This is a genomic window from Variovorax sp. 350MFTsu5.1 (assembly GCF_048302515.1).
GTDB classification, from domain to species: Bacteria; Pseudomonadota; Gammaproteobacteria; order Burkholderiales; family Burkholderiaceae_C; genus Variovorax; species Variovorax guangxiensis.
On sequence record NZ_CP157621.1, the window covers coordinates 458,871 to 476,927 of the forward strand.

The following is an 18,057-nucleotide window of genomic DNA, read 5'->3' on the forward strand; positions in this document are numbered from 1 at the left end:
GACACCCATGCGCCGTGCAGAACACCGATGCGAGCCGCAGTCCATCGGCGCTGTAGCAGCGATCGGCGATGATCTTCGGCCTATGGGAAGAAAACTCGCTGCCATGGTCCGGCCGGACGCCGTTCCCGTCTTCCGGTTTTCCACGACCGACTATCCCGTGCGGGACCGGTTTCACCTGTGGGTCAAGGACAACCTCTGCGACTGCGTATTCGAGGACGACGGCCATGGTTCCTTCGACGCGGAAGCCACCGGCGCGGCCCTCGGGCCTCTGGTCATCTCGGGACGGCGCTGGCCCGGTCGGACTCGGCCTTTGACCTATTCGGTCGACCGCAACGCACGGCGCATCCGATTGGACGGGCAGGACTCCTTTCGCCTCACGCTGCTGCTGGGCGGGCAGGTCACCCGCCGCGACATGGGACCGGACGCGATCAAGAGAGCCGGTGACCTCTTCTTCTACGACGTGGCCCAACTCAACGACTGCATCGTCGAAGCGGGGGATGTGATCAGCGTGGTCGTGCCCAGGTATCTCCTGCCGGGCCACGCCGCATTCCTGCACGATCGCAAGCTGAACGGCGCCATTGGCCGGCTCCTGGCCGACCAGATGCTGTCGCTGTTCCGGAACCTCTCCACGTTGCGGCAGCAGGACGTGCCCCATGTGGTCCAGTCGATGCTGCTGCTGATGGCCGCCGCCGTTTCACCGACCGACGAAACGATACGGGAGGCCGGCAGCTCGATCGGTGCAGCGCTGCTGGAACGGATTCATCACTACATCGATGCGCATCTGCTCGAGCCCGATCTCACGCCCGACAGGATCTGCCGGGAGGTCGGGCTTTCACGGGCCAGGCTCTACCAGCTATTCGAGGTGGAGGGTGGGATCATGCGGCAGATCCGGCGCCGAAGACTGCGTCATGCGTACCAGGTGCTCAGTGACCCACGGCGTCGGCATGTGCGCATCGCCGAGGTCGCATGGACGCACGGCTTCTCAGACGAAAAGTACTTCTATCGCCTTTTCAAGGCCGAGTTCGGTCACACGCCCAAGGAGACGATGGAGCATCGCGCCGGCCCGGTCTTCATGCCGGGCGATCGCGCGGTGAAGGACCCGTCGAACGTGGGAAGCAGCCTTTCCGGATGGACCTTGCCTTTCGGCGTGCTCAACAACTGACCGGCCGCGGCCGGGTGTGCTATTGCATCAGCACCATCTGGACGCATGCAGGGGCCGGGGCCCCGTCGTTGCGGGGCTCGGCCGGTAGTGGGTACACCTCGACCCGCATGCCGGGCCGCTCGAAGACGTCGTACAGCCATCGACCATGTTCGCCATAGGACGAATGGCGTGCGAAGCCCATGCTTGCCAGCCGGGCCGTGAAGCGGGCGAAATCGGGTTCGCAGCGGCTCCAGGGCACAGGCTGCATTCCAGGCAACGGACTGAAGGTCAGGTCCACCCGCCCCGCGCCGCTCACGTCCTGCCGCATGATGCCGAAGGCCCAGTTCCCGGGAAGACGCTGGCCGTAGCCAAACTGCTGCGAGTCGACCTTCTTGACCTGCACGCCGAGCGCACGTTGCATGGATGCGGGCGTGACATCGGCAACGCTTCTGCTGCTGCGGATCAACTCCAGCATTCGCTGCAAAGCCTGGTCCGCGCTGAGGTCCGATGAGGAGAGGGGCTGCGATGTTGGCCCGCGGTCCGCTTCACCCTGATCGGAAGGCTGGCCATGGGCGCTGCCGCATCCCAGGCACAGGCTCATCATGCCGATGGCCGCGATGCCTGCGCCGAATACATGTCTGGCTGAAGCCACATGCGTCATGTGGAACTCCCGGACACCGCGAACCCTCTTGGCTGCAGTGCGAAAAAAGCCTGGCTTCATGCGCGAAAAGTTCATCGGCAACTCGAGTGCGATCATGCTCGATCGATTGCCCGGAATTCTATTCAAATCAGACTGATCGGTATACATTCAACGCACACCGTGTGCGTTCGATGCGTTCCGGCAAGCCACCGGCTCGCTCCGTACAGGAATCCCCAGCGGTAATGAAATCGTGAAGAGAACATTCAAGACCATCGCCATCTCTCTTGCCGTCTTCGTCCATTGCGTCGCAGCCCAGGCCGACGAGAGCACCGGCCAGTTGATCAGGCGCGAGGCGCCCAAGGGCATCACTGCTGCGTTCTTCGCATGCATCGACAAGGCCAGCTCCGACAGGATCGCCATCGCCGCATGCCACTCCGATGAACAGGCGAAACAGGACGCACGCCTGAACAAGACCTATAAGGCACTGCTCGCCAGGCTCGGCGCGCGGGAAAAGGAAAGTCTTGTGGGCGCGCAGCGGGCATGGCTGGAACTGCAGACGAGGAGTTCCGTCTTCGAGGAAGCGCTCTACGCAGACGAGCCCATCGCGGGCATGCAGGTCAAGCTCAATGGGATTTTCAGGCTCTGCGAACGCGCCAATGTGTTGGAGAAGTACCTGTCCATTGCGAAGGACCAGTGAATACGATGAACGCGGGGCGCTTCATTTCCTTTCTGGCCGTGCTGGGCATGCTTGTCTTCGCACTCCACGCTCGCGCGCAGGTGGCCTGCCCGCCGGGTTGGATTCCTTACAGTGCGACTTCTTGCGGGCGTGCCCCCAGCGCGCAGCAATCCCCTCAAAACAGTGGCTATGGTTCTCCCGCCCCGCTGGAGTCTCGTTGGGGCGCGATCGCTACCGACGGCGTGAAGGGCGTGCTTGGGATTGCTATCGGGGAGCGCAGTGAGCAAGGTGCTCAGTGCAAGGCCTTGGCCGATTGCCAAGCCAAGGGAGGATCGCCTTGCAAGCTCCAGCTTTCCTATTCCAACGGATGCGGAGTGATGCTCGTCGGAAGCCGTGGATTCAGTACGGCGGCCGCCGGCACAAAGGAGGAAGCCATTCAGAAAGGCATGGCGATCTGCAGCAGCGATGGCGACACCGGGTGCCACGTCTACTACACGGACTGCAGCTCGCCGGGGCGGAATCGTTAGCGGCCGAGACTTCATCCGCCTGTAACCACGTCATCGGAGCGAGAGGAGTTTCACGATGGCATTGAACGCGAGCATCGGCCAGATCGCCTCGAACCTGAATGGTTGGGCGCCGCATTGGCTTCCTGCATACGACTTGAATGCCTATGCCGCGAAGGTGGACGCAGAGTGCGGATACGGCTCTGACATGATGATCGCCATAGAGGTCAAGACCAGGCTGTTCGAGGAGACAGTTGCGTTCGTCCAGTTGTGCGGAGCGTTTGCCACGCTGAACACGTCGGTCGCGTTGCGATACACGCGTGTGCATGGCAGCGAGGACGAGCTTGGGAAGGCGCTGGAGCACAGCGCTGCCAGCGCATGCCAGACATACACGGAACTGCTGAAACTGCTCGTCGATCGAGGCATTCTTGCGCAACGGACGCTGGACCCGCCTTCGTTCGTGTGAGCATTCACGTCTGAATCAGCCTCTCGAACAACTGCACAAACTTCATCATCGGGGCAGCGTCAGTGACCACCGAACCCGGCGACGCTGCGGATCCCCTTGGAGATGCTCCACAGGGAAATGCACAAGCCGTCGCAATCCTCCTCGACAAGAACGTTGGGAAGATCGCCGCCGTCGAGGTCGAAGTACTGCACGGGTTTGGCAGGCAGCATGCCTCGGTAGGCATACGCGCCATGGTCCTTGACAAAGACATAGTGTCGCTGCGCGTAGTAACCGCCTGGTTCGTCCCGGACTTCGTTGCCTGGCACGATGAGCGTTGCGCGTTCTTCATCCGAGGCGAAGGTCACGGTGACCGCGGCGAGTTTCAGCTGCTTGACGGCCACGCGCAGACGCGGCTTGCGGACATCGATAAAGCTCTTCAGTGCAGCTTGTTCGTCGGGCGTGATGGCTCTTGTGTTCCAGCGCGTGGTCCGCGTGGGCTTCAACGAGAACATGCCGAACTGAGCTGTTGTTGACTTCGGGGTCGGCCCTTTCACTGTGACCTGGGCGATTTTCCTGCTATCCGGACTGCCGGTGTCATACGGCTCGGCCTTACATGTGTATCGAGTGTTCTGCCCGTAGCGGTAGACGGGCAATCCGCTTTTGCAATGCTCAGTCAGCCGGAGAAAATCCGCATGCCTCTGAAGATTGACGACAACCCCTTCGCTATCGTCGGCGGACGAGAGCCACGCAAAGAACAGATCCGGGCGTGTACTCGAGCTCTCCATGGCCCGCCGGCAATGCATGATGTGGATGCAAGGTACAGCGCTGCACACAGGGCGGGGATGCGAAGCGATTTCATGGCGGTAGTTTCCTTGGGCTCCTGCGACTGGTCAATCCGACAAGGCGCAACCGATGGGCAATCGCCACTGCCAAAGCTCAGCTAAGATTTCGTCGTACAACCAGGAGACGACGGAATGCGCGCGAGCAAGCGCCAGCAGGTGGTGGACAAGGCCGGCGAGCTGTTCTCCCTTCATGGCTTTCACCCGGTCGGCATCGAGCGGATCATCGACGAGGCGGAGGTCGCCCGCATGACGCTCTACCATCATTTCGCCAGCAAGGAAGACTTGATCAGGGCAGTGCTCGAACAGCGCTACGCCTTCATCATGGACAGCATGGCTGCCAAGCTCGCGCCCATGCCCGACGCTAGCGCGCGCCTGAAAGGGATCTTCGATTGGTATGGGACGTGGTTTCGCAGTCCCACGTTTGCGGGCTGCCTGTTCGAGCGAGCGCTGGCGGAGTTCGGGGATACGTGTCCCACGGTGACCGATGTGGCGGTGCGCTATCGCAATGACCTGCTCGCGATGATCGAGCGCCTGCTTCGAGAGGTGGTCAATCGCAGTGCCGCGCGTCGGCTGGCCAATGTGTACGTGATGCTGCTCAGCGGCGCCACAGCTGATGCACGGGCCGTTGGTGATTCGAAGGCCGCCGCTCGGGCGTGGGTGGCGGCTCAGGCGCTCTTGAACGAGGCACGGGCGGATACGGGGGGCGTCCGCTAGCCAGGCGAGCGTTCCAGTGGAGCCGTTCCCTCTGGTTGAACATGTCGTCGGTCGGTGCGTAGAGATCGCAGCAGGCTGCACGCCTTGTTTGCGTCGCACCGACCGAACATGCGCTGTACGCTCAGCGGTGCTCTGTCGGCGCTGCGTTGTGGCGTTGAGAGTGATGGCCGATGACCCCAGAATAGCCGGCGATCATGGCCAGGATGCCCAGTGCAGGCACCAACCAAGACAAGAGTCTCCAGAAGATGGGCGGGCGTTTGACGTTCAGGTGCGAGAACTCCGGCGGCGTCATGGGAGCGGTTGCGGGCGGCATCGTCCATGGTGGGCGTACACCAACACCGAGCGACTCCCCAACCCTCTCGAAATGCTTTTGAAGCGCACCCAGATCGTAAGGCTCGCCGATCGCGTCGATGAGTTCGACGTTGAGCGGAGATGCAGGGTCGATGGGAAGGACGGCGACATCGACCCACGCCCAGGACCAGAGGTTGGGGGCATCGAAGTAGGCGGTGTCCCCCGCGTGCAGCACAGGCCTTCCAAACAATGCCTCCTTCAGAGGCCACCTGGGGGGTTCAGATTGGCAGTTCGCATCTTTCAACTTCACGCGCATCGTCGCCATCATTTCCGCTTGCAGCGAACGCGCGCGCGTCAGGGCCTCGCCTTCATCATCGAACGCTGCATCGAGATGCACGGTATCGAGAGTCAGGTAATCACCATCGAGCTCCCGCAGCAACCCGACCACGAGCCATCGTTTGCCTGCCAGCCTGGCCTGCTCCGCGCGGATCCCTGCTTCGATGGGCAGGTGACGTGGCTTGAGGACACGCCAACGGCAGCCCGGAATCAACGACTCGAACGACACCAGATCCGGGTCTTGTGCGAAGGATGAGAGTGTTTCGTCCATGAGCTCGAGTGTTGCATGTCGGGCGAAGGCCGACATCCACATGCTCATCGGTCGACCCCCCAGGTCTCGCCGCACATCAGCCCCTGCGCGTGGTCGATATCGCAGGCCAGCGCGTCGTTCTTTTTCTCAGCGACATTCGCGCGCAGGTAGGCGAGGCCGTAGTGGTAAGCCTCACGATCGCTGGTCACGACACCCCACACCGGCCCCCAGTCCTTGCGTGGCAACCAGCCTGCCAAGGATTCGAGAACTTCGCCGTCCAGAGCGCGCGCCAGCTGAGCATGATCGGCGAACAGCCAGGCGATGCGATGGCGCTTGTCGGCCAGCGGCAGGGCCGAGCCGGCGAGCGACTTGAGGGCTTGCGCGGTCCACGGACCGGGTACGCCTTCCGTCTTGAATTGCTGCAGTCGTGGCCTGTCGAGTGCCTGCACCGCTGCCTGGTACTCGTCGAACTGGGTCTTTCTGAACACCTTGAAAAAGGCCTGCAGGTCCATGTCCTTGAAGGCGCTGTTCCGGTTCATTTCGGTAGAGGGCCCGGCCGTGACATTCATCGCCGGGAGGCCGTCGCAGTGCACGTACGTCTTTTCGTCGAAGGTGCACTGCGCGTACAGCGCGTCTTCCAGGTCGGGGGAGGCGGTGTTTTTCATCAGCGCGAGGCCTTGCGGTGATTGTTTCCATTCGAAGGTGAACGGCAGCCTGCGGCCTCCGTGGCATTTTCCGTTCTGTCCTCCGTCGTGCAGGTAGTAGCGGCGGCCCGTGACGGTGTCCTTCACGGGGAACAGTCGTGGCACGTTGTCTTCGCCACCGAGGTCGGTGTTCAGCCGCTCGATCTTTCCTCCGCGTTCGTGCCACACCTCGTACCAATCGCTTGGATCGGGGCACGAGGGCGTGGGGTTGAGTTCGGGGCCTGTGAAGGTATCGACTGTTCCGCTCACATAGCCACCGATCTGGCTGCTGCCGCCGACCAGCAGGCCACAGTCCGCGTCCCCCGGAATCTCGACCAATTGCACCGTTTCGATACGCGCGCTCATCGTGCCGTCCGCCGCGTTCTTCACCACAGTGTTGTTCAGAAGTTCGCGGTACAGCACATCGCTCAGCTCGAAGCGGCAATTCACGTTGGCATCGACGAGCCGAGGCCTACCCGCAGGCGTGTCATCGATGAAAGGGTTCATGGCCGGAAGCAGCACTTTGGCGCTGTCGCCGAGCCGTCTGCGGTCGATGCCGCGGATCGGCCGGGGGATGCCTTGCGAGGCCAGAAACAGCAGCTTGTCGCGTGTCTCGGTGTCCTTGGCCGCGTAGCAGGCGGGATGCTGCGAGCCGATCAGGCGGAACGGGCTCAGGACGGTGCGCGCGACGGCCTCGCGCGCATTGGCGAATCGCTCCCGCATGAGGGGCCATGCAGCCCTGAAGCTGCCTGCATCCATGTCCGAAGGCAAGCACTGCAAGGCGGTGTCAGCGTCATGGTTGGCATAGCCACTGGCGAACAGTTCGTCCCAGAGCTCCGGCTGGATGCGCCCGGCCAGCGCGGGCCATTCGGCATAGTCCATCGGTTTCGGCAGATGTCGCCAGAGCGCGCGCCAAAGCTCTGGCGGCACTCCGTAGCTGGGAGACTGGCTGGCATCGTGCGGGAACTGAACCCAGGCTCGTTGGACTAGCCCGCGAAGCGCCGCTTGGGCGTGGCGCTGCAGCACTGGTTTCGGGACGCCGGCCAGTGCGCTGTCGAGACCGGCTGCGGAGCGGCTGTTCATCAGCACCAGATTGCCCAGGGCCTGATCGTCGTCGACGATGCGCGCGTAGATTTCGGGTTTGAGCCGTCCGGCAAGCGCGCTCCATCCGGCGATGGCGGCTTCGCTGGCAGCCAACTGTTCGGTCTTTGGGTTGTAGGAGCTCACGGATATCGCCAGCTTGCGCATGTATTCGCGCGCCAGCTTGTCGTCCGAGGGCGAGCCGAAGGACAGCGACGCGATGCGCGCGGCATCCACCGGCGCCTTGGGCGGCGCGGGGCGGATGACAGTCGTCGTCAATCCGTAGACCGAGCCCAGCACCTTCAACACCTTGTCGCGCTTGTAGTTCGCACTCAGCGTCACCGCGGTGTCAGTACCGCCCTGGAGCGTCTTGCGTGGATCCGCACCATGGGCCAGCAGCCAGATCGCGGTCCTGTCCTGACCGGCGCGGATGGCGTGGTGCAGCAGGGTCCCCCCGTGCCGGTAGGCGTTGAAGTCCGCGCCGGCCTTCTGCTGCTTCGCCAGATAGGCGGTCAGTGCCGCCTGGTTGGCCACCGGAAGATCGTCTGGTTTCGGGAAATCCCAGAATCCTTCGGCCGGTTCCGCACCGGGCATGGAGAGCAAGGCGGCGAACGCGTTGTCCGTGGCATCGCCGGAGAACGCGTTTGCCGCGATGCAGACGAACAGCAGAGACAGCGCCATCACTGTCCCCAGTCCGATATCCAGGAGTTTCTTTTTCAGCATGCCAGCCTCTTATCTATCCGTAGGCCCATAGTGGCAGCGTTGTTGCCGGATCGAATGAAGGGGGCAAGAAGTCTGAGTGAAACGCGGTGGCCGTCACGATGCGAGGACTCGGCGGCGATGAGGCGCTCCAAAGCCGCCCATGAAGATCCCGCGGACGCGCAACGCCATTTGTTCCATCCAAGCATCGAGCATTCGCCGAGGAAACCCGGTTCACATCGCCGCGATCGCAACCTTGCCCGTCCCGCCTGAACTGGTTGATCGACAAGGAACTGGGAATGCAACGCGCCCGGCCTTCCTGGTGCCGAGGGGTGCTCATTTGACGGTCGGTGTCCTACTTCGCACAACGCCGCCGCCGCACGACAGTTGACAACTGATGAATTTGATCAATCAATGGACGTGACCCTATAAATCAAGCCTCTTCGTTCCTGCTAAGGCTTCTGGTCGATCTGAGTGGATGGGCCGGCATTTCCCATGAATCTGAAATCAATGTGGCGCAATGCCAGCGACGATCGGGAGGAGGGCGAGTTCGCGACAGTGTCGCGCGAGGTGCCGACACGGGACCTGCTCGCCTGGTCGCGACGCTCTGTTGGCATGACAACGTCCCCGCGAGCCGACGTGATCGCCATCGTCGATGACGACCCGCACGCGCGACAACTGCTCGGCGGCTATCTTGCGCAAGAAGGCTACAAGGTGCTGGAGGCCCGCAGCGGTGCATCGCTGTTATCGATCCTGTCTCGCAGCGTCGTCGACCTCATCGTGCTCGACATTGTGTTGCCGGGTGAGGACGGTTTCTCTCTTTGCAGGCAACTGCGTGCAGCGTGTGTGCGCACACCAATCATCGTCCTGAGCGCGAGGGCGGAGGATTCCGATCGGATCAGGGGCTTGACGATGGGAGCCGACGACTATGTCGGCAAGCCCTTCAATTCGCGTGAGATGCGCGCGCGCATTCAGGCGATCCTGCGGCGCAGTCCTGCGAAGGAGGAGCCGGGCGGCCCCTCAATGGGCAATGAGGTTGTGCGATTTGGGCCCTTCGAGTTCAACCTGGGCACACGCATGCTGCGCAAGAACGGCGAGATCTTCGGCATCACGACGGTCCAGATCGCGCTCCTCAAGGTTCTGGTTCGTCATGCAAGGCAACCGCTGTCGCGCGAAAAGCTCGCTCGGGCCGCGCATGGGCGCGAACTCGGTGTCTTCGATCGCAGCCTGGACGTGCAGGTTTCACGACTGCGCAAGCTGCTGGAGGACGGCGAATTTTCCTATATCCAGACGATCTGGGGCGTGGGCTATATGTTCGAGCCCAGTGGGCGAGGCGATCTCTTTCGCGCCCGCCGCTGAGCGCAGGGCCGACGTCCCAGCACGGCTAGCCAGGCACTTGTCCGACTTTGCCGGCAAACCATCGGAAGATGTTGGTCTGGCTTCTCCTGCCATGGCTCGACCGCACGAAGAGAAAGCCCCGTTCCGCATTGCCCAGCGCATCGACCGGAATGCCGGCCGCCCGCAGGGCGATGAGCTCCGCGCTGGCACCGATGTCGAACGGCAGTTTCAAGGTCACGGTCGCGTTGTGGATGGTCCGTCTAGGCATTGCTGTGCTTTCCATGCTTCCTGGCGGCCCAGTGGACCAGGGCAGGCTTCTTCACGAATCCCACGTTCATAGGAGGCAGGCTGGAAGGCAGGGACCCGTGATGCCAGGCCAGCTATCCAGTCTGTAAGCGCGCCGCTCGCCTCGCAGCATGCGCGTCTTCGGCCGCTTCGGGCGCGCGATTGACAGCTCCTTTGACAGGGGATCCCTCGGTTGAGCACTGGGCTAGTCGCGACGAGGGCCGGTGGCTCCGATGGATTGGACAGGGCTCCGTGACCGCCCCGCCGCAAGTCCGCCGTACCTGGGCTCCATGTGCGTGCGATCAAGCAAGAGTTCCTACTTGTTGCACAGCGTGCTTTGCATGCGGATCGTCGCTGACCAAGCTCATCGCAGTCCGCGGCCAGAAATAGGCGATGGTGTGAAGGGAAGGGCACGTGAATTAGACAACTTCAATTCGTGCTCGCATGCATGGGGACGCGATCGATGGGAATTCATGAATTGTGGCTTTTTATTCATATTGAAATTGAAATTCACCAGTTCATTTTTTGATGGAATCGAGGCAAGGCTTTTGAGCTGCGAGAGCTAGAAGACGAATATGTTGCATGTATACAACTCAAAAAGGGATGAGGCGGCATCAAAAAAACCTCACGCATTTGACGCTATGTCTTGCAAGGTGAGGTCATCGCATGCTTGCTGGTCCGCGAAGGGTGAATTGATATGCGGGCCCCCTTGCCCCAGAGAAGTAGCCAAGTGTCAGCGAAGTTTTGTTGCAGGTACCCGCGCCGTCAGCCCTGGCTTGCGGTGTCGCCCTGACATCTGCGTTGGCGGCTGGAATCCAAGCGAAGGCTGGAAAAGCACGCTCGCCAAGCACCGGGGCCCACTGCTGGTGGCCCGACTCCATTGGAGAAAACCACCCTAGGAAGTGGATTGAGCGCCTGAGCCTTCAGCCAACCTCGCGGGCAGTTTCCTGGGCGCACTCCTCATCGGGCGCGATGGTTGAGGCAGGGGCATACCTCGTCGCCCAAGGCGTTCACCTGGGTGTCGCCGCCCGATGGAACGACTCACTGCGCAACTTTCTCGCAATCGCGGCAATACGCCACGAAAAGCGGGGTCAAGCAAGTTGGATTCAATAGAAAGTGCAAATTTCAGCCAAAAAACTCACGCTCTGAAGCGGTAATGATGTGGTAAGCGAATAAATTTATTAGTAACTTAATATTACTATTATTGAGTGCTTTCCATTCGTAAATTTAAATCGATTCAACCAAATTGCTCCGAAAAGCAACAGGCCAAGTTGCAATCGTTAACGTCGTCATCAATAGTTGTTAACAACAGTTAATTGCGAAATTCCCAGGGAGAAGCGGTTTTTGAATCGAACGGACGGAGCCCCATGAATACGATCTATTGTTCAATTTGGAATGAATCCCTTGGTGCCTGGGTTGCGGCGTCGGAAAACACCCGCGCCCGCGGCAAGCGTGGCGGCAGCCGCAAGGCGGCTGTGCCGCGCGCGCTCAGCCTGCGCCCCTCGGGGCTCTTGCGCGCGGGGGTCATGAGTGCGTTGTTGGCCCTGGGCTGGCTCGGAGGTGCCTCGATGGCGCAGGCGCAGTCGGTGAACTGCACTGCGTCGCCTTACAACTACTACAACGGCACCGCCTCATGTATGGGTTGGCAATCCCAAGCTACCGCGGATGGAGCCACGGCGCTCGGATATCAGGCGATAGCCTCTCTCAACTGGGCGACGGCCGTGGGTTATCAGACCGTAGCTTCGGCGCAATATTCGGTCGCTATCGGCCGTCTGGCATCCGCTACGGGCCCGGGAGGCGCGGTCGCGATAGGTAGCGGCACCGTCTCGAACGACGTCAATACAGTCGCGATCGGCGTGAACGCCAGTGCCACTGCAGCCGGCGCCAGCGCATTAGGCACCTTCGCCAATGCCGCGGGAGGCAATTCCACGGCGATAGGTGTCAGCTCTTGGGCCAACGCCAACTTTGCGTTGGCCGGGGGGTGGGCCTCCGTCGCCAGCGGAGACAGCAGTACGGCACTGGGACGTCAGGCCAACGCGGCTGCAACGGATGCCATTGCGATAGGGCATCTGGCGACGGCAAGCGACGCCGCAAGCACAGCCGTAGGGAACAGTGCCCGGGCGCTGGGGAACAGTTCGCTTGCGCTCGGAGCGCAAGCGCTTGCCAGCGGGGCGAGCACAGTTGCGGTTGGCCAGGGCGCGGGTTCGGGCTCGACGACAGCCAATACGGGTTCGATCGCAGTGGGTATTGCGGCCGGAGCGCTGGTCAGCGGCGCGCTGAACACCGCCATGGGGGGAGGCACTGCGAGCGTGATGCGCGGCGCGGGCTCGGGCGTCACGGGAACACGCAACGTCGCTCTCGGCACAGGCGACGGCTCTGTCGCCTACGACGCCACCTTGAAGGCTTCGGCAGGCAGCCTGGTCAGCGGCAACGACAACATCGCCATCGGCACCAACGCTGGCATCGGGGTCGCGGGCAACGCGACGACATCGATCGGCCTGAACGCAGGTGCGACCGCGGACAGGGCGATTGCAATCGGCTCCCAGGCAAGCGCTTCCGCAATGGATGCTGTCGCGCAAGGCAGCACTGCCACCGCAGGCGGGCGGAACGCCATTGCGATCGGCTTCCAAGCCATCGCCTCCCAGATCAACTCCATCAATCTTGGCGCGCGCACAGTGGCGGGAACGGGCGCCACGGCCCAGGCCGCCATCGCTGTCGGCACGGACGTGGAGGCGTCCCAGACACGCGCTGTCGCGATGGGTATCGCAAATCACGCGACCGGCGTCGACTCGGTTTCGATCGGTACCCGAACCAATGCGGGTGCCGACAACGCCACCGCGCTCGGCTCGGGCGGAACCACCGCCGCCACCGCAGTGCGCGCCACTGGCACCGGTTCCGTGGCGGTTGGCGGTAACACGACCGCAGGTGCCAATGCAGCGGGAACCAATGCCATCGCCATCGGCGGGGAATCGTCCGCAACCCAGACGGAAGCGATCGCAATCGGCCGCCTGTCGAACGCCTCGGCCCTGAACACCATCGCGGTCGGCCGCAACACCCGGGCGGATTCGGCCGAAGCGGTTGCAATCGGCACCAACGCCACCGCCACCGGCGGCAAGGCCGTGTCCATCGGCTCCGGCAACACGGCCTATGGCAACGGCGCTGTCGCCATCGGCGATCCGAGTTTTGCGAGCGGCACAGGCGCGTTCGTCGGCGGCGCGGACAACATCGCCAACAGCGACGGCACGGCCTCGGCCACCGCGGCCAACCAGGCCAACGGCGCAGTGGCCATCGGCAACGGCAACAAGGCGATCGGCCAAGGGTCGGTGGCCCTGGGCAATGGCTCCACGGCCGGCGCCGCCGGCAAGGCGGGCAGCGTGGCCATCGGCGATGCGGCGACGGCGGCGGCCAATGCGGGCGACGTCGCACTGGGCTCCGGCTCGGTCACCGCCACGGCGGTGGGAACGCCCAGCGCGACCATCGGCGGCACGACCTACAACTTCCAGGGCACCACGCCCACGAGCACCGTGAGCGTGGGCAGCGCAGGCAACGAGCGGACCATCACCAACGTGGCGGCGGGGCGGATCTCTGCGACCTCGACCGACGCGATCAACGGCTCGCAGCTGTTCGCTACCAATCAGGCCGTCGCGGCCATCGCAGCCAGCACGCCCACCCACTACTACAGCGTGAACGACGGTGGCACGCAACAGGCGAACTACACGAACAACGGCGCGACCGGCGCGAATTCGCTGGCCGCCGGCGTCGCCGCATCGGCGGCGGGCGATCAGTCGGTGGCGCAGGGCTTCCAGTCGAGTGCAACGGCCGGCGACGCCATTGCAATCGGCACCGGCACCAAGGCGTCCGCGGTCAGCAGCACTGCGATCGGTGTCAACGCCGTGGCATCGGGCGTCAGCGGCTCCACGGCGGTGGGTGCCTTCTCCAACGCCAGCGCCACCAACAGCCTTGCGGTCGGTGAGTTCGCCAGCGCATCGGGCGAGGGCGCCGCAGCCGTGGGCACCGGCGCGAACGCCGCGGCGGCGCGTGCCACGGCGCTCGGCAACGCCTCGTCCGTCACGGCAGCGGGCGGCGTCGCCGTGGGCGATACGGCCGGCGCCAAGGCGGCGAACAGCGTGGCGCTGGGCTCGAACTCGGTCGCCAACAACGCCGGCGATGTGGCATTGGGTTCCGGTTCGACCACCGCCACGGCTGTCGGCACGGCCAGCACGACCATCAACGGCAAGGTCTACAACTTCCAGGGCACCACCCCGACCTCGACAGTGAGTGTCGGTGCATCAGGCGCGGAGCGCACGATCACCAACGTGGCGGCCGGACGCATCTCCGGCACCTCGACGGATGCGATCAACGGCTCGCAGCTGTTTGCCACCAATGCCGCCATCGATGATGTGGCTGCCACGGCCGCCAAGGGCTGGAACGTGACCACGGCCCAGACGGGCACGGGCACGGTGACGGGCACCGGCGTGCAGAACATCGCCCCGGGCGGAACCGCCACCTACACGGCGGGCAACAACATCGCGATCACGCAGAATGGCTCGGAGGTGCAAATCGCCACCAGCGCGACGCCGAGCTTCACAAGCGTGACCGCGGGCGGCACCGTCGTCAACAACGCCGGCCTCACGATCACGGGCGGTCCGAGCGTGACGAACACCGGCATCAATGCCAACAACACGGTGATCACCAATGTGGCGCCGGGTGTGGCACCCACGGACGCGGTGAACGTGGACCAACTGACCACCACGGTGGCGGCCAGCAAGACCAAGTACTACAGCGTGAACGACAACGGCGTGGCCGGGGGCAACGTCAACAACGATGGCGCGAAGGGCATCAACTCCATTGCGGCTGGCGTGGGCGCCAGCATCACTGCGGCGGCCACCGGCGGCGTGGCCATGGGCAACAACGCGGCAGTCAGCACCGTGAACGGGGTGGCGCTCGGAACCGGCGCGACGGCGGGCGTTAATGTTGGCGACGTGGCACTGGGCGCTGGCTCGGTCACGGCGGCAGTGGTCAACACGCCGAGTGCGACCGTCAACGGCACGGTCCACAACTTCCAGGGCACTGCGGCGACGAGCACCGTGAGCGTGGGCGCCGTCGGCGCCGAGCGCACCGTCACCAACGTGGCCGCGGGCCGGATCTCCGGCACATCGACCGATGCGATCAACGGCTCGCAGCTGTTCGCGACCAACACCGAGCTGGCCAATATCGGAGTGACGGCCGGCAAGGGTTGGAACGTGACCACGGCCCAGACGGGCACGGGCACCGTGACGGGCACCAGCGTGCAGAACATCGCTCCGGGCGGCACCGCCACCTACACGGCGGGCAACAACATCGCGATCGCGCAGAACGGCTCGGAGGTGCAGATCGCCACCAGCGCAACGCCGAGCTTCACCAGCGTGACGACGGGCGGCACGGTGCTGAACAACAATGGCCTGACGATCACGGGTGGCCCGAGCGTGACGAACACCGGCATCAACGCCAACAACACGGTGATCACCAACGTGGCACCCGGCGTGGCTCCCACCGATGCGGTGAACATGACGCAGCTGACCACCCAGGTGAACGGCGCCAAGAACCACTACTACGCCGTGAACGACAACGGCACGCAGCAGGCGAACTATGCGAACGACGGCGCCACCGGCATCAATGCCCTGGCTGCGGGCGTGAACGCCTTGGCCGCAGGCGCCAGCGGCGTCGCCATGGGCAACGGCGCGCGCGCCAGCGCCGCGGACACCATCGCGATCGGCAGCACGGCGACGGCCGATTCCGCGGAGGCGGTGGCCATCGGCAAGAACGCGAGAGCCACCGGTGGCAAGGCCATCTCGATCGGTTCGGGCAACACCGCCTATGGCGACGGAGCCGTGGCGATCGGCGATCCGAGCTATGCCAGCGGCACCGGTGCCTTCACCGGCGGTGCCAACAACATCGCCAACAGCGACGGCACGGCCTCGGCCACAGCGGCCAACCAGGCCAATGGCGCGGTCGCCATCGGCAATGGCAACAAGGCCATTGGCCAAGGCTCGGTGGCCTTGGGCAACGGTTCCACGGCCGGTGCGGCCGGCAAGGCGGGCGGCGTGGCCATCGGCGATGCGGCAACGGCGATGGCCAATGCAGGCGACGTGGCGCTGGGTTCAGGCTCGGTCACGGCCACGGCCGTTGGCACGGCCAGTACGACCATCAACGGCACGGTCTACAACTTCCAGGGCACCACGCCGACGAGCACCGTGAGCGTGGGCAGCGTAGGCAACGAGCGCACCATCACCAATGTGGCAGCCGGCCGGATCTCCGGTACCTCGACCGACGCGATCAATGGCTCGCAGCTGTTTGCCACCAACCAGTCGATCGAGAACCTCAGCGCCACCGTCACCGCCAACAAAACCAAGTACTACAGCGTCAACTCCATAGGCGGCGGCAACGAGACCAACAACGGCGCAACGGGAGCCGATGCCATCGCCTCGGGCAAGAATGCGGCAGCGACCGGAACATCGGCGGTGGCCATCGGCCTCGGCGCCACCGCGGCCGACGCGAACAGCGTAGCGCTCGGCTCCGGCTCCACCACGGCCGCGGCCGTCGGCACGGCCAGCACCGTGATCAACGGCACGACCTACAACTTCGCCGGCGCCGCGCCGACGAGCACAGTCAGTGTCGGTTCGGTCGGAGCCGAGCGCACGATCACCAACGTGGCAGCCGGCAGGCTCTCGGGCTCGTCGACCGATGCCGTCAACGGTTCGCAGCTTTTCTTCACCAACCAGTCGATCGAGAACCTGAGCAGCACGGTCACCGCCAACAAGATCAGGTACTTCAGCGTCCAGTCCACCGGCGGCGGCAACGAAAACAACAACGGCGCCACGGGTGCCGACGCTGTCGCCGTGGGCAAGGATGCGAGCGCCACCGTCGACAACGGGGTCGCACTAGGCTCGGGCTCCGTTTCCGACCGCACGGTCGCGGGCAGCACCGGCAACATCCCGGCGGGCAGTTCCCTGATCCCGTTCAACACGACCGACCGCACGCTGCTGGGCGCCCTCTCCGTCGGCAGCGCGACCACCTACCGCCAGATCACCAACGTCGCCGACGGCACGCAGGCGCAGGACGCGGTCACGGTGCGCCAGCTCAGCGGCGCGCTGCAGTCCTTCGCGGTCACGCCGATCCAGTACTTCCACGCCAACTCCACGGCGGCCGACTCGCTGGCCATCGGCGCGGAATCCGTCGCGGTCGGCCCGCAGACGGTGGTCAACGGCAACAACGGCGTGGGCATCGGCAACGGTGCCGTGGTGCAGCAGAGCGCGCCCGGCGGCATCGCGATCGGCCAGGGCTCGACCTCGCACCTGGCCGACTCGATCGCGCTGGGCACGCAGTCTTCGGCCGCCGCGGTGCAGGGCGTGGCGCTGGGCGCCGGCACCAGCGTGACGCAGGCCGGCGGCGTGGCGCTGGGCGCGGGCTCGGTGGCTTCGACGGCGGCGGGCGTGGCCGGCTACGTGCCGCCCACCGCGACCGACGCGCAGCGCATCGCCATCGGTGCGACCACGAGCACGCTGGCGGCCGTGTCGGTGGGCAATGCCGCCAGCGGCCAGTTCCGCCAGATCACCGGCGTGGCCGCGGGCACGGCCGACAGCGATGCGGTCAACGTGTCGCAGCTGCGGGGCGTGCAGGGCCAGGTGGCGGTGATCGATCAGTCGACGGTCAAGTACGACACCAACGCCGACGGCACGACCAACTACAACAGCGTGACCATGGGCGGCAGCAACGCCACCGGCCCGGTCACGGTGCACAACGTGGCCCCGGGCGTGGCGGGCACCGACGCGGTCAACGTCAACCAGCTCAACGCGACCAGCGCCGGCCTGAACAACCGCATCAACGCCCTGGGCGACAAGGTCGATGCCAACGCGCGGATGCTCTCGGGCGGCATCGCGGCCTCGGCCGCCATGGCCGTGGTCACGCCGGTGGAGCCCGGGCGATACCACGTGAGCGGGGCGGTGGCTGGCTACAACGGGCAGGCGGGCATCGGCTTCAACCTGCTCAAACGCTCGGACAACGGACAGACCACCCTGCATGCGGGCGTGGGCTGGGCCACCGGTGGCAGCAAGGCCATCGTGCGCGTGGGTTTCGGGTTCTCGTTCGACTGAGC

At 64.3% G+C, this 18,057-nt stretch carries 12 protein-coding genes; 7 read left to right on the top strand and 5 right to left on the bottom strand.

Features of this window, described 5'->3' with window-relative positions:
- Positions 1 to 7 precede the first annotated feature (7 nt).
- Positions 8 to 1,162, top strand: a complete 1,155-nt coding sequence (locus ABL843_RS33615) for a helix-turn-helix domain-containing protein (protein WP_369662727.1) — start codon at positions 8 to 10, stop codon at positions 1,160 to 1,162.
- A gap of 19 nt (positions 1,163 to 1,181) precedes the next feature.
- Here ABL843_RS33615 and ABL843_RS33620 read toward each other — a convergent pair whose 3' ends face one another.
- Positions 1,182 to 1,898, bottom strand: coding sequence for a hypothetical protein (locus ABL843_RS33620; RefSeq protein WP_418120677.1), 717 nt, complete (start codon positions 1,896 to 1,898; stop codon positions 1,182 to 1,184).
- A gap of 133 nt (positions 1,899 to 2,031) precedes the next feature.
- Between ABL843_RS33620 and ABL843_RS33625 the strand changes: the two genes are divergently transcribed.
- The 3 genes from ABL843_RS33625 to ABL843_RS33635 are packed head-to-tail and all read left to right on the top strand — an operon-like array spanning position 2,032 to position 3,426.
- The gene (locus ABL843_RS33625) at positions 2,032 to 2,478 is read left to right on the top strand and encodes a lysozyme inhibitor LprI family protein (protein WP_369662729.1); all 447 of its coding nucleotides are present in this window, start codon (positions 2,032 to 2,034) and stop codon (positions 2,476 to 2,478) included.
- A gap of 5 nt (positions 2,479 to 2,483) precedes the next feature.
- On the top strand, positions 2,484 to 2,984 hold the full coding sequence (locus ABL843_RS33630) for a DUF4189 domain-containing protein (protein ID WP_369662730.1): 501 nt from the start codon (positions 2,484 to 2,486) through the stop codon (positions 2,982 to 2,984).
- Positions 2,985 to 3,039: 55 nt separating this feature from the next.
- The gene (locus ABL843_RS33635; RefSeq protein ID WP_418120678.1) at positions 3,040 to 3,426 is read left to right on the top strand and encodes a hypothetical protein; all 387 of its coding nucleotides are present in this window, start codon (positions 3,040 to 3,042) and stop codon (positions 3,424 to 3,426) included.
- Positions 3,427 to 3,485: 59 nt separating this feature from the next.
- Here ABL843_RS33635 and ABL843_RS33640 read toward each other — a convergent pair whose 3' ends face one another.
- Positions 3,486 to 4,190, bottom strand: coding sequence for a hypothetical protein (locus ABL843_RS33640; protein ID WP_418120679.1), 705 nt, complete (start codon positions 4,188 to 4,190; stop codon positions 3,486 to 3,488).
- Positions 4,191 to 4,379: 189 nt separating this feature from the next.
- On the opposite strand from ABL843_RS33640, the gene ABL843_RS33645 reads away from it, so the two are divergent.
- Positions 4,380 to 4,961, top strand: a complete 582-nt coding sequence (locus ABL843_RS33645; RefSeq protein ID WP_418120680.1) for a TetR/AcrR family transcriptional regulator — start codon at positions 4,380 to 4,382, stop codon at positions 4,959 to 4,961.
- A gap of 121 nt (positions 4,962 to 5,082) precedes the next feature.
- Here ABL843_RS33645 and ABL843_RS33650 read toward each other — a convergent pair whose 3' ends face one another.
- Together ABL843_RS33650 and ABL843_RS33655 are read right to left on the bottom strand one after the other, a co-directional pair.
- Positions 5,083 to 5,859: a hypothetical protein gene (locus ABL843_RS33650; protein ID WP_418120681.1), complete on the bottom strand. Its 777-nt coding sequence runs from the start codon at positions 5,857 to 5,859 to the stop codon at positions 5,083 to 5,085.
- Positions 5,860 to 5,903: 44 nt separating this feature from the next.
- Complete coding sequence (locus tag ABL843_RS33655; RefSeq protein WP_418120682.1) at positions 5,904 to 8,324, bottom strand: hypothetical protein; 2,421 nt, start codon at positions 8,322 to 8,324, stop codon at positions 5,904 to 5,906.
- 471 nt (positions 8,325 to 8,795) lie between these two features.
- On the opposite strand from ABL843_RS33655, the gene ABL843_RS33660 reads away from it, so the two are divergent.
- On the top strand, positions 8,796 to 9,659 hold the full coding sequence (locus tag ABL843_RS33660; protein WP_418120683.1) for a response regulator: 864 nt from the start codon (positions 8,796 to 8,798) through the stop codon (positions 9,657 to 9,659).
- 25 nt (positions 9,660 to 9,684) lie between these two features.
- On the opposite strand, the gene ABL843_RS33665 is transcribed toward ABL843_RS33660, so the two are convergent.
- A complete protein-coding gene (locus tag ABL843_RS33665) occupies positions 9,685 to 9,876 on the bottom strand; it encodes a hypothetical protein (protein WP_369662737.1) in 192 nt (63 codons plus the stop codon).
- A 1,414-nt stretch (positions 9,877 to 11,290) separates the two neighbouring features.
- Here ABL843_RS33665 and ABL843_RS33670 point away from each other — a divergent pair.
- Positions 11,291 to 18,055, top strand: a complete 6,765-nt coding sequence (locus tag ABL843_RS33670) for an ESPR-type extended signal peptide-containing protein (RefSeq protein ID WP_418120684.1) — start codon at positions 11,291 to 11,293, stop codon at positions 18,053 to 18,055.
- The last annotated feature ends 2 nt before the right edge of the window (positions 18,056 to 18,057 follow it).